This is a genomic window from Pseudomonas sp. TSRC2-2 (assembly GCF_049897785.1).
Classification (GTDB): Bacteria; Pseudomonadota; Gammaproteobacteria; order Pseudomonadales; family Pseudomonadaceae; genus Aquipseudomonas.
The window spans coordinates 297,462-309,424 of sequence record NZ_JAFCWZ010000012.1; the positions used below are offsets into that span (position 1 = coordinate 297,462).

An 11,963-nucleotide genomic window follows, 5' to 3' on the forward strand; every position below is an offset into this window, starting at 1 on the left:
GGGATTGCGGACGCGTCAGATACGGAACTGCCCGACCAGCTTGCCCAACCGCTGCCCCAAGTCCGCCAGACTGCGCGAGGTCTGCGCACCCAGTTGCGTTTCATCGGCGACGCTGTCCACCGCCACGGCAATCTGGTGCACGCTGCGGTTGATCTCTTCAGCCACTGCCGTCTGCTCTTCCGCGGCGCTGGCGATCTGCGCGTTCATCGAGTTGATCGTCGCAATCAATTGCGCCATCGCGTCCAGCGACGCGCCGGCCTGATTGGCTTGCTGTGACGTGCCGTCGCCGGCTTCGCTGGAGCGGCGCATCGCCTCCACAGCCTGCTGCGTGCCCGCTTGCAAGCGGTCGATCATGCCCTGAATTTCCTGGGTGCTGATCTGCGTGCGGCTGGCCAGCGCGCGAACTTCGTCGGCCACCACCGCAAAGCCGCGCCCGGCCTCACCGGCCCGCGCCGCTTCGATCGCGGCGTTGAGCGCCAGCAGATTGGTCTGCTCGGCGATCGAACGGATCACCCCAAGCACGCCGACAATCGAACTGACGTCCTGCTGCAGGCTGTCCAGCGACACGCCGCTGTTGCGGATGTCATCGACCAGCGCATGAATCTGTTTGATGCTGCCTGCCACCACGCGCTTGGCGCTCTGGCCTTCTTCATCAGTCTGCTGGGCGGCGACGGCGGCGTTTTGCGCGCTCTTCGCCACTTCCTGAGCCGCAGCCGACATTTCGTTGATCGCGGTGGCAACCTGATCGGTTTCGTGGCGCTGACGCTCCATGGCTTGATCAGAACGCTGCGCCTGTTCCGAGACCTGGGTGACCAGCCCGGTCAGTTGCGTGGTCATCTCGGTGATCTGCCGCACCAGGCCGTGGATCTTGTCGACGAAACGGTTGAACGAGCCGGCCAGTTCGCCGAGCTCGTCCTGGCTGGTGATGTTCAGGCGCCGGGTCAGGTCGCCCTCGCCCGCCGCGATGTCATCGAGGCTGGCTTTCATTTGCGTCAGCGGACGCAGAATGGTGTTGGCCAGCAGCATGCCCGCCGCCGCAATCACCAACAGCACCAGCACCGCGACGCCGACGATGCTCAGCACCACGCCTTGCACCCGCTCCTGCACTTGCGCCTCGACCTGCGCCACTTGCGCTTCGATGCCGTCGAGATTGACCGAGGTGCCGACCGCCATGTCCCACTTCGGCAGGTATTCGGTGTAACCGAGTTTCGGCACCAGCACCTTGGCGTTGCCCGGCAGCGGCGAGCTGTATTGCAGATAGTGAGTGCCGTCCTTGGCCACTTTGACCAGGCCGAGGTTGACGTAGACGCCGTTCGGATCGCGGTTGTCCTTGAAGCTTTTGCCCACGCCGTCGGGGTCGTTGGCCTTGAACAGGCGCACGGTCTCGGAGTCGTAGCCGAAGAAGTAGCCGTCCTTGCCGTAGCGGATGCCCGAGAGCAATTTGATTGCCTGGGCGCGCGCCGCGTCGTCGCCCGGTGCGGCGGCGTCGTACAGCGGTTTGATCGTGGTCATGGCCACGGCGACGTAACTTTGCAGGGTGGCCTTGGCATCGCTGAGCAGCCGCTCGCGGGTCTGTTCGACTTCCTTGCGCGCCTGTTCCTGAAGGATGAACAGCGTGGTCACGCTGATGACCAGCGCAAAGAGCAGCACCGGCAGAACGGCAAGGGACAGGACTTTAGCCTTGAGACTCAGGCGCATCGGGGGACTCACTCTTTTGGTTTTGTTGGCGTGGTTAAAGGCTTTAACGGCACGCCGGAGCAAAAGTTGAGCGAAGGGATTACCCCACTCCCCTGTGGGAGCCAGCCTGCTGGCGATAGCGGCGTTTCAGTTGATCGTTCCCACGCTCTGCGTGGGAATGCCTCATCGGACGCTCCGCGTTCGGCTTCTGGAAGGGACGCAGAGCGTCCCGGACTGCATTCCCACGCAGAGCGTGGGAACGATCACAGGGTGATCGGTGACAGGGTCAGAGGACCATCGCGGCCACCCAGCCGAATGCCAGCAGCGGCAGGTTGTAGTGCAGGAAAGTCGGCACCACGGTGTCCCAGATGTGGTGATGCTGGCCGTCGATGTTCAGGCCGGAGGTCGGGCCGAGGGTCGAATCCGAGGCCGGCGAACCGGCGTCGCCCAATGCACCGGCGGTGCCGACGATGCACACGATGGCCATCGGGCTGAAGCCCAGTTGTACGCACAGCGGCACGAAAATCGCGGCCAGAATCGGCACGGTGGAGAACGACGAGCCGATGCCCATGGTCACCAGCAATCCCACCAGCAGCATCAACAGTGCGCCGACGCCTTTGCTGTGGTTGATCCACGCAGCCGACGATTCAACCAGTGTCTGCACTTGCCCGGTGGCCTTCATCACTTCGGCGAAGCCTGAGGCCGCGATCATGATGAAGCCGATCATCGCCATCATTTTCATGCCTTCGGTAAACAGGTCATCGGTCTCGCGCCACTTGACGATGCCGGACACCGAAAAGATCAAAAAGCCCACCAGCGCCCCGATAATCATCGAATCCAACAGCAGTTGCACCACGAACGCCGAAGCAATGGCCACGCCTGCAATCATCAGGCTCAGCGGGTTGTATTGCACCGCCGCCTGCTCGACCTGTTCGATTTTGGCAAGGTCATAAACGCGCTTCTTGCGATAGCTGATGAACGCCATCGCCAGACCGAAGACCATGCCCAGCGCCGGAATGCCCATGGCGTGGGTGATATTGATGCCGCTGATGTCGACGCCGCTGCGCGCGACGTTGGCCAGCAGAATTTCATTGAGGAAAATGTTGCCGAACCCCACCGGCAGGAACATGTACGGGGTGATCAGGCCGAAGGTCATGACGCAAGCGATCAGGCGGCGATCGAGTTGCAGCTTGGTCAGCACATAGAGAAGCGGCGGCACCAGCAGCGGAATGAACGCGATGTGGATGGGCAGAATATTCTGCGAAGCAATCGCCACTACCCACAGCAGGCCGATCAACAGCCATTTGACGTTACCGCCGCTGGTCGCATGTTGCCGATCGACCATGGCCAGAGCCTTGTCGGCCAATGCATGGGCCAGCCCGGACTTGGCGATCGCCACGGCGAAAGCGCCGAGCAAGGCGTAGGACAACGCCACGGTCGCGCCGCCGCCCAGGCCGCTGTTGAACGCCTTGAGTGTGGCATCGATGCCCAGACCACCGGTCAGGCCACCGACCAGCGCTCCGACGATCAGCGCGATCACCACATGCACGCGCGACAGGCTGAGGATCAGCATGACGCCGACGGCTGCTATGACTGCATTCATTTTACTACCTCGAAAAACACTGCGGTGGACAACCGACCGCCAGACAGGATGAGTCCGCCAGAACTGCTCGGCGGAGCCAAAAGGGTCTTGTTAAAAGGGCGCGCACTGTGCCCCAAGCAGCCTCAAGCTGCAAGTTTCGAGCGGCAAGCGAAAAGCAAATCCTTGCGCCCACGCCTCGCTTTTCGCTTGCCGCTTGATCGTTCCCACGCGCAGCAAAGGAATGTCTCAATGGACGCTCTGCGTCCGCTTTGGGACGCGGAGCGTGCCGGGCTGCATTCCCATGCAGAGCGTGGGAACGATCATCAAGGTCCGGCTCTAGCTGCGGCTTGCGGTTTGCAGCTTGCCGCTCAAGAAAGCTGTTTTTCAGCCGTTACAGTGCAAAGTCTCAGATATTTATCGAATAAGGATGTTTTCCATGTCGCTCAGACACCTTTCCATCCAATGGAAAATCACCCTGCTCGCCGGCCTCTGCCTCGCCGGTATCGTGACCCTGCTCGTCGGTCTTTCGCTCTACCGCATGGAGCACAGTTCCGCGTTGGTCAAGGCGTCAAGCATGGAAATGCTCACCGAGTCGGCACAGGCGCGCATCGAGTCGCAGGGTGAGGTGCAGGCGGCGGGCATTCGTCAGCAATTCATGGACGCCTATCAGTACGGTCACGGTTTCTCGCGCCAGGTGCTGTTTTTGCGCGAGCAGGCCGAGAAGCGTTTTCTCGACGCCTTCGACCTGCGCGAGGACATGACCCGTCAGGTCAAATCCGCGCTGCAGGCCAACCCTGACCTGCTCGGCCTGTCGCTGGTGTTCGAAGCCAATGCGCTGGACGGCAAGGACGAACTGTTCGCCGATCAGGCTGAGCTGGGCAGCAACGACAAGGGCCGTTTCGCCCTGTACTGGTCGCAGCCGACCCCGGGCAAAGTCACCTCGATGGCGCTGCCGGAAAGCGACATGAGCGACACCCGCACCGGCCCCAGCGGTCAGGCGGCCAACGCGTGGTTCACCTGCCCGCGCAGCACGCTCAAACCCTGCGTGATCGAGCCGTACTTCTATGTCATCGACGGGCAGAAAGTGCTGATGACCAGCATCGTCTTCCCGCTGTTGCTCAACGGTAAAGTCATCGCCTCGCTGTCGGTCGACATCAATCTCAACAGCCTGCAAGCGGTCAGCCAAAACGCGAGCAAAAAACTCTACGACGGTCAGACCGCCGTCAGCATCGTCAGCCCTGCAGGCCTGCTCGCCGGCTACAGCGCCGACGCCAGCAAACTCAGTCAGCGTCTGGATGCGGTGGATCAAGCCAGCGGCAGCGAGTTGCTGCGCCTGCTCGCCTCGAGCACTGGCGTGAGCAGTCTGCACAGCAATGGCCAATTGAAAGTGCTCTCGCCGTTCCAGCCGATTCCCGGCGGGCCGGCCTGGGGCGTGCTGCTGGATGTGCCGGAAAAAGTCCTGGTCAGCCGCGCCGAAGCGCTCAAGCAGCAACTGGATGCGAGCAATACTTCGGGCACGCTGATCGAACTGAGCCTCGGTCTGCTCGCGGCGCTGATCGGTCTGCTGCTGGTGTGGCTGATGGCGCGCAGCGTGACCAAACCGATTCTCGGCGTGGCACACATGCTTGAAGACATCGCCAGCGGCGAAGGCGACCTGACCCGGCGTCTGGCCTATGACAAGCAGGATGAGCTCGGGCAACTGGCCGGCTGGTTCAATCGCTTCCTCGACAAGTTGCAGCCGATCATTGCCGAAGTGAAACGCTCGGTGCAGGACGCGCGCAACACCGCCGACCAGTCTTCGGCCATCGCCACTCAGACCAGCGCCGGCATGGAGCAGCAATATCGCCAGGTCGATCAGGTCGCCACCGCGTCCCACGAAATGAGCGCCACCGCGCAAGACGTGGCCCGCAGTGCCGCGCAGGCCGCCGAAGCCGCAAAGGACGCCGACCGCGCCACCCGTCAGGGCCTGACCGTGATCGACCGCACCACCGCGAGCATCGACACCCTCGCCGCCGACATGAGCGCGGCGATGGTTCAGGTTGAGGGCCTGGCCGCCAACAGCGAGAAAATCGGCACGGTGCTGGAAACCATCCGCGCCATCGCCGAGCAAACCAATCTCTTGGCACTCAACGCCGCCATCGAAGCTGCCCGTGCCGGTGAAGCCGGACGCGGTTTCGCCGTGGTCGCCGATGAGGTGCGCAACCTGGCGCGCCGCACGCAGGAGTCGGTGGAGGAAACCCGTCAGGTCATCGAGCAATTGCAGAACGGCACGCAGGAAGTGGTCGGTTCGATGGGCAACAGCCACCGTCAGGCGCAGGGCAGTGTCGAGCAGGTGGGCCAGGCGGTAACGGCGCTGCGGCAGATCGGCGATGCGGTGACGGTGATCAGCGACATGAATCTGCAGATCGCCAGCGCCGCCGAAGAGCAGAGCGCAGTGGCCGAAGAGATCAATAACAACGTGGCGACGATTCGCGATGTGACCGAATCATTGTCCGGGCAGGCGAATGAGTCCGCGCGAGTGAGCCAGTCGCTCAACAGCCTGGCGAATCAGCAGCAGCGGTTGATGGATCAGTTCCGGGTCTGAAATCCACCGTCTATCGAATGTGGGAGCGGGCTTGCTCGCGAAGGCGGTGTGTCAGGCGAGACAATGATCGACTGACACGCCACTTTCGCGAGCAAGCCCGCTCCAACAGGTCAATCTTTGGCAGTTTCAGAGTCACCGCTTAGGCAGTTCAATCACCACTTTCAACCCGCCCCACTCGCTCTCGCCCAGCACCAGCAAGCCACCCCACGTATCGACAATGTCCCGCACAATTCCCAATCCCAGCCCATGCCCATGGGTCTGCTCATCCAGCCGCGTGCCGCGGCTGAACACCTGAGTGCGCTGCTCTTCGGGGATCCCCGGGCCGTCGTCTTCCACGCTCAGCGCAAAACCGTCAGTGCGCTCGATGACGCTCAGGCGCACTTCGGCATCGGCCCATTTGCAAGCGTTGTCGAGCAGGTTACCGAGCAGTTCAAGCAAATCCTCACGATCCCACGGCAATTGCAGCCCGGGCGGTGCGACGTAATTCAAGGCCAGATGTTCGCCGTGGATCATGTTCAGCGTCGCCAGCAGCCCCGGCAGTTCGGCATCGCAGTCGAACAACGCGCCGGGCAGCGCATCCCCCGATAACCGCGCGCGATTGAGTTCGCGATTGAGGCGCTGCTGCACCTGTTCCAGTTGTTCCTTGAGAATCCTGCGCAGCTCGGGATGGTCATCGAGCTTTTCGCTGGAAGCCAGGCTCAGCAGCACTGCCAGCGGGGTTTTCAGCGCGTGGCCGAGATTTCCCAAGGCATTGCGCGAGCGCTTGAGGCTGTCTTCGGTGTGGGCGAGCAAATGGTTGATCTGCGCCACCAGTGGCTCCAGCTCCACCGGTACCTGATCGTCGAGTTGCGAGCGCTGGCCCTGTTGCAGTTGAGCAATCTGCTCGCGCGCGCGTTCCAGTGGTTTCAGCGCGCGGCGTACGGTCAGACGTTGCAGGAACAGGATCAGCAGCAACGCCGCCAGCCCCAGACCCAGGCCGATCTGGCGCATGCGCTGGAAACTGTCGCTGACCGGCGTGTAATCCTGAGCGACGCTGATCGAGATTGATTGGCCCAGGCGCCGATAGTCCGAGCGCAGTATCAGCAAGCGCTGCCCGCCCGGGCCCAATTGCAGGTTGCTGTGCAGCCCCGGTTGTTGCAGCAGCGGCAGCTCCTGATCCCACAGCGAGCGCGAACGCCAATGGCTGTCAGAGAAGTCGATGCGAAAGTAATGCCCGGAAAAGGGCCGCTGATAGGCCGGCGACAGATGCCGCTCATCCAGTTGCAGGCCTTGCGGGCCGCGCACCAACGCCACCAGCAGGCTTTCGCTGTCGTTGCGCAGGCCGGCTTCGAGGTAGCGCTGCAAACCGACTTCGAACAACCACAGACTGGTCTGCGCCAGCACCAGACCGACGATCACCATCACACTGATCAAACCCAGGCTCAAACGGCGCTGGATTGACCTCATGAAGCTTGCCCGCCAAACAGATAGCCCTGACCGCGACGGGTTTCAATCACGCTTTTACCGAGCTTGCGCCGCAGGTGATTGACATGCACTTCTAGGACGTTGGAGTCACGCTCGGTTTCGCCATCGTAGAGGTGTTCGGCGAGGTGGCTTTTCGAGAGGATCTGTTCGGGGTGCAGCATGAAATAGCGCAGCAGGCGAAATTCTGCGGCGGTCAACTGGATGTCGGCGCCGTCGCGAACCACGCACTGACGGCCTTCGTCAAGATGCAGACCGGCGGCTTGCAGGGTCGGCTGATTGGCCTGGCCCTTGGAGCGGCGCAACAGCGATTGAATGCGCAGGTACAGCTCTTCGGGGTGGAACGGTTTGGTCAGGTAATCATCCGCGCCCGCCTTCAGACCTTCGATGCGCTCGGCCCAGGAATCGCGCGCGGTGAGGATCAGCACCGGAATCGCCAGCCCGGCCGCGCGCCACTGCGCCAGCACGTCCAGCCCCGGCACGCCGGGCAGGCCAAGATCGAGGATGATCAGGTCATAGGGCTCGCTGCTGCCCTGATACACCGCATCGCGGCCGTCTGCGAGCCAATCCACCGCGTAGCCTTGGCGTTGCAGGCCAGCGAGCAATTCGTCGGCCAGCGGTACGTGGTCTTCCACCAGAAGCAAACGCATCGATCAATCTTCCTTGTCTTTGACTAACTCGCCGGTATCGGCCTTCAAGTGCAGCTCGCGCGCTACGCCTTCGACCGTCAGCAATTCGACTTCGTAAATGTACACGTCGTGTTTTTCTTCCAGCTCGACCTCCAGCAGTTTGGCGCCGGGGTAGCGGTCCATGGCCTGCTGCAGCACTTGCTCCAGTGGCAGAATCACGCCCTGGCGACGCAGTTCCAGCGCCTCGTCCTGGTCAAGATCCCGGGCCATGACAGTGCTGCAGAGCAACACCAGCGCCAGCGCTGTCAGGCGGGTGGCGCGAATATTCAGCTTCATTACGTATCCTGATGATCCCTGAGCACTTCACCATCGACGGCATTCAACTCCAGATCCCACTTCAGCCCTTTGGGGTCGCGCAGTTCGATCTGGTAAATGAACTTGCCGTACTCTTCCTCCAGCTCGGTTTCGGTGATTTCCGAACCGGGGTGTTTTTCCAGCGCGATGGCGTTGAGCTTCTCGAAGGAGACGATAGTACCAGCGTCGCGCAAACGAAGCGCTTCGTCAGGCCCGAGATCGCGCGCGCAAGCGGTGCTGGCGGTGAGGCCGATGATCGAGGCAGTGGTCAGGGCAGTCAGGGTATTCATGGGTGTCTCCGAATTCTTGTATGTTGCTTACGGTGGGCACCTTAGCGGGGTCAACTTAACTGAAACTGAATGGCCATCATTGTGCCCCTCAGTCTGATCGTTCCCACGCGCAGCAAAGGAATGCCTCAAGGGACGCTCCGCGTTCCAATGGGACGCAGAGCGTCCCCGGCTGCATTCCCACGCAGAGCGTGGGAACGATCTGTACGCCGTCGTCGCGGGCCCTCCCACAGGATTCGGCGGTGTGCTTATAATTCGCAGCTTGCTAACGATCGAGACCGGTATGACCGCCATCCACATCAAGTTTCCCGCCCTCATCCTCAAGGCCGGCCCGCGGGCCATGGCGAGGATTCGTGCGCAGGGGCTGCACGCCGCTGACGTCGGCACCCTGCCCGGCGCGGCCGGTGGGCCGAAGGCGCTGGGGATTCAGGGGCTCGATCTGGCGTTGTTCGGCGAGTGGCTGCCGAGTGCGCCGCGCGAGCGTTCGCTGATCGGTGCATCGGTGGGTTCCTGGCGCTTCGCCAGTGCCTGCCTGCCGGACGCCGCCGAGGGCATTCGCCGCCTCGGTCAGCTGTACGCCGAGCAGAATTTCAACAAAGGCGTGACCATGGCCGAGATCAGTCAGAGCTCGCAGCGCATGCTCAACGACCTGCTCGACGGCCGCGATGCGAGCATCCTGGACAACCCCGATTACCGTCTGAACATCATGGTGGTGAAAAGCCAGGGACGCCTCGCCGAAGACCATCGCGGGCGCCTTGGTCTGGCGCTGGGTTCAGTGATCGCCGACAACCTGCGCGGTCGTGCACGGTTGTCGCGGCACTTCGAACGGCTGATCATCCACGATCCGCGCCTGGCCCCGCCGCTCGATGCCTTGACCGATTTCCCCTCGCGCTTCGTTGCACTCAATACCGGCAATCTGCGTCAGGCCCTGCTCGCTTCCGGGTCGATTCCGATGGTCATGGAAGGCGTGCGCGACTTGCCCGGCGCCGGCGCGGGGACGTTCCGCGACGGCGGCCTGCTCGACTATCACCTTGACCTGCCCTACAGCGGCGACGGCATCGTGCTCTATCCGCACTTCACCGATCGGGTGATTCCCGGCTGGTTTGACAAGACCCTGCCATGGCGCCGCGCTTCGGTGCAGCGTTTGCAGGACGTGGTGCTGGTCGCGCCGTCGAAGGAATATCTGGCGCGTCTGCCCTACGGCAAACTGCCCGATCGGAACGACTTCAAACGCTTCATGGGCGATGCGCCGAACCGGCAGAAATACTGGCACGCGGCGATGGACGAAAGCCGCCGACTGGGCGACGAATTTCTCGAACTGACGGCCAACGGTCGCCTCGCCGACCGGTTGCTGACCCTTTAGTCAGCACGGTCAAAGACAAGCTGATAAACTCGCCGCCTGCCCGAATCGCTGCGGCGAACGCCATCTGAACAGAGCCGAAATTACCGTGGAAATCTTCAAAGATTCCACGGTAGCCTCCCGCCTAAAACCCCTCCGTTTCATAAACCCCCGCGTAACCGCTGATACATAAGCCGATCGAGTACCAAGCTGTACCGTGCGATACCTTCCCAGTGACAAAGACTTAGTACATCATCCAGTACATTGAGATCAGAAAGCAGAGGATGTACTAGTGGCAATCTCGGACACTGCGGCCAGGCAGGCCAAGCCGAAGGACAAGGCATACACGATCGCCGACTCCCTTGGGCTTTCCCTCTATATAGCCACCAGCGGCATAAAAAGCTGGCACTTTCGATTCACTTGGCTTGGTAAACAGGCGCGGATTTCATTCGGGACTTACCCGGATACAGGCCTAAAGGAAGCGCGCGCGCGTCGAGACGCCGCACGGGAAGACATTGCCAGCGGGATTGACCCGCGCAATTCGAGAAGGGAGAAAAAGGCTGAGATGATCGAGGCCGGGGGCCGTACCTTTCGTCGTGTTTACGACGAGTGGCTGGCATTCAGGAAGGGGAGCATTTCGCCTGGAACATACCGAATCATCAGCAACTTGATGGAACTGGATGTACTGCCAGCTTTTGGCACGCGGCAAATCGACTCTATCAAGCGAGCCGATGTCATCAGCTTGATTCGGAAGATTGAGAAACGCGGCTCGGTAGCCACCGCCGTCAAGGTGCGTCAGCGAACAGGCCAGGTTTTCAGCTATGCCATTGCAATTGGCTTGATCGACGTAAACCCTACCGCAGAGATGCACGCAGTCACTGAGCGCATGGGCCAGCACAAGCCTCACCCCTTCCTGCCTTTCAGCGAAATGCCGAAAACGATAGCGGCTGTTCAAGAATCATCTTCAGGCCAGCAGCTTCGAGCGGCATTCATGTTGATGATCTACACCGCGTCCCGCCCGGGAGAGGTACGTCGCGCTGAATGGTCGGAGATCGATCTCGATACTGCCGTATGGGCAACCCCCGCCGCCAAGATGAAAATGCGCAGAGACCACTCGGTGCCTCTGCCTACTCAAGCGGTTGATCTTTTAAAAGCAATGCTGCCGATCACGGGCCACCTTCGTTACGTTTTCGTCAATCGCAGTGACTCGACGATGCCGATCGGCACCAACTATGCAAACAACGTTCTGGACGCCTGCGGCCTGACCGGAAAGCAGTCTCCACACGGTTTCCGCCATCTCTTTTCAACCGAGATGAACGGGAGGGGCTATAACCGAGACTGGATCGAGCGTCAGCTTGCACACGCAGACAGCAGCTTCATCCGCGACGTTTACAACCACGCTTCCTATCTCGAGCAGCGACGGGCAATGATGCAGGAGTGGGCTGATCTGGTGACGACCGAGCGAGCTTAAGCGGATTGCCCGTGGTCGCGAATACTGTGAGTGACCACGCCCCACACTTCAAACGTGTCGCCTTCGAGAATGTGTCGATCCGGGTAGCCACTGCTGGCCGACCTCAGGACAGGCCGGCCATGCACGTAGACGAGGAACTTCACTGCTGGTTCCTGGTTGATTACGCCTATGACCATGTTACCGGCAACTGCCTCTCGTCCTTTGTCCACCACCAGCAAATCGCCGCTGAAAACGCCGGCGCCTTTCATGCTGTCGCCCTCGCACATCACCAGGTAAGTACCGGGGGCTCGAATGTTCAGTAATTGATCGAGGGAAATTTCGAGATGGTCGGGGGCGTTCATGGTCGGCTCAGGGCTGTATGGGCAGACAGTATTCTATGCTGATACGCCTTCTATGTAAGAGCTGCTCGTCCGCATTTGATCAAGGAACATCCTTGAAGAAGATGTGGTGACCGAGCCGGAGTGTCTGCTTGGCCTTTGCCGCCCATGCCGGCGCCTTGATGCTGGTAGCGTAGTAGTGGGTGGCGCCGCCGGTGGGATCCGGCACCTTGCCGTCGATCACTTGGTCAGCCGCTACCCG

Annotated in this window: 11 protein-coding genes and 2 pseudogenes; 4 read left to right on the forward strand and 9 right to left on the reverse strand. The window is 61.3% G+C overall.

Features of this window, described 5'->3' with window-relative positions; genetic code table 11:
• Positions 1-15: 15 nt before the first annotated feature.
• The 3 genes and pseudogenes from ACP7D9_RS24005 to ACP7D9_RS24015 all read right to left on the reverse strand — a co-directional run bounded on the left by ACP7D9_RS24005 (position 16) and on the right by ACP7D9_RS24015 (position 3,280).
• A complete protein-coding gene (locus ACP7D9_RS24005; protein ID WP_371918382.1) occupies positions 16-837 on the reverse strand; it encodes a methyl-accepting chemotaxis protein in 822 nt (273 codons plus the stop codon).
• Positions 838-873: 36 nt separating this feature from the next.
• Positions 874-1,698 (reverse strand): annotated as a pseudogene (locus tag ACP7D9_RS24010) (cache domain-containing protein); the annotation flags it as partial.
• A 265-nt stretch (positions 1,699-1,963) separates the two neighbouring features.
• The gene (locus ACP7D9_RS24015) at positions 1,964-3,280 is read right to left on the reverse strand and encodes a Na+/H+ antiporter family protein (RefSeq protein WP_101159009.1); all 1,317 of its coding nucleotides are present in this window, start codon (positions 3,278-3,280) and stop codon (positions 1,964-1,966) included.
• A 1,558-nt stretch (positions 3,281-4,838) separates the two neighbouring features.
• Here ACP7D9_RS24015 and ACP7D9_RS24020 point away from each other — a divergent pair.
• A pseudogene (locus ACP7D9_RS24020) lies at positions 4,839-4,985 on the forward strand (HAMP domain-containing protein); the annotation flags it as partial.
• Positions 4,986-5,087: 102 nt separating this feature from the next.
• Positions 5,088-5,843, forward strand: coding sequence for a methyl-accepting chemotaxis protein (locus ACP7D9_RS24025; protein ID WP_371699990.1), 756 nt, complete (start codon positions 5,088-5,090; stop codon positions 5,841-5,843).
• A gap of 132 nt (positions 5,844-5,975) precedes the next feature.
• Here ACP7D9_RS24025 and ACP7D9_RS24030 read toward each other — a convergent pair whose 3' ends face one another.
• From ACP7D9_RS24030 to ACP7D9_RS24045, 4 genes are read right to left on the reverse strand one after another with little or no spacing between them, the layout of a single operon-like run.
• Complete coding sequence (locus tag ACP7D9_RS24030; protein WP_101159011.1) at positions 5,976-7,289, reverse strand: sensor histidine kinase; 1,314 nt, start codon at positions 7,287-7,289, stop codon at positions 5,976-5,978.
• Complete coding sequence (locus ACP7D9_RS24035; protein WP_016775412.1) at positions 7,286-7,954, reverse strand: response regulator transcription factor; 669 nt, start codon at positions 7,952-7,954, stop codon at positions 7,286-7,288. The genes ACP7D9_RS24030 and ACP7D9_RS24035 overlap by 4 nt, the downstream gene beginning before the upstream one ends.
• A 3-nt stretch (positions 7,955-7,957) precedes the next feature.
• Positions 7,958-8,269 (reverse strand): PepSY domain-containing protein, encoded by a 312-nt coding sequence (locus ACP7D9_RS24040; RefSeq protein WP_101159012.1) that lies wholly within the window; start codon positions 8,267-8,269, stop codon positions 7,958-7,960.
• Positions 8,269-8,577: a PepSY domain-containing protein gene (locus tag ACP7D9_RS24045; protein ID WP_313006076.1), complete on the reverse strand. Its 309-nt coding sequence runs from the start codon at positions 8,575-8,577 to the stop codon at positions 8,269-8,271. The genes ACP7D9_RS24040 and ACP7D9_RS24045 overlap by 1 nt, the downstream gene beginning before the upstream one ends.
• A 280-nt stretch (positions 8,578-8,857) precedes the next feature.
• On the opposite strand from ACP7D9_RS24045, the gene ACP7D9_RS24050 reads away from it, so the two are divergent.
• Entirely contained in the window at positions 8,858-9,937 is a 1,080-nt protein-coding gene (locus ACP7D9_RS24050; RefSeq protein WP_313006073.1) for a patatin-like phospholipase family protein, read from the forward strand.
• A 268-nt stretch (positions 9,938-10,205) separates the two neighbouring features.
• Positions 10,206-11,384, forward strand: coding sequence for a tyrosine-type recombinase/integrase (locus ACP7D9_RS24055; protein WP_426159801.1), 1,179 nt, complete (start codon positions 10,206-10,208; stop codon positions 11,382-11,384).
• On the opposite strand, the gene ACP7D9_RS24060 is transcribed toward ACP7D9_RS24055, so the two are convergent.
• Together ACP7D9_RS24060 and ACP7D9_RS24065 are read right to left on the reverse strand one after the other, a co-directional pair.
• The gene (locus ACP7D9_RS24060; protein ID WP_426159802.1) at positions 11,381-11,725 is read right to left on the reverse strand and encodes a LexA family protein; all 345 of its coding nucleotides are present in this window, start codon (positions 11,723-11,725) and stop codon (positions 11,381-11,383) included. The genes ACP7D9_RS24055 and ACP7D9_RS24060 overlap by 4 nt on opposite strands.
• 79 nt (positions 11,726-11,804) lie before the next feature.
• Positions 11,805-11,963: cell wall hydrolase (locus ACP7D9_RS24065; protein ID WP_426159805.1), on the reverse strand; the 159-nt coding region annotated here is incomplete at its 5' end.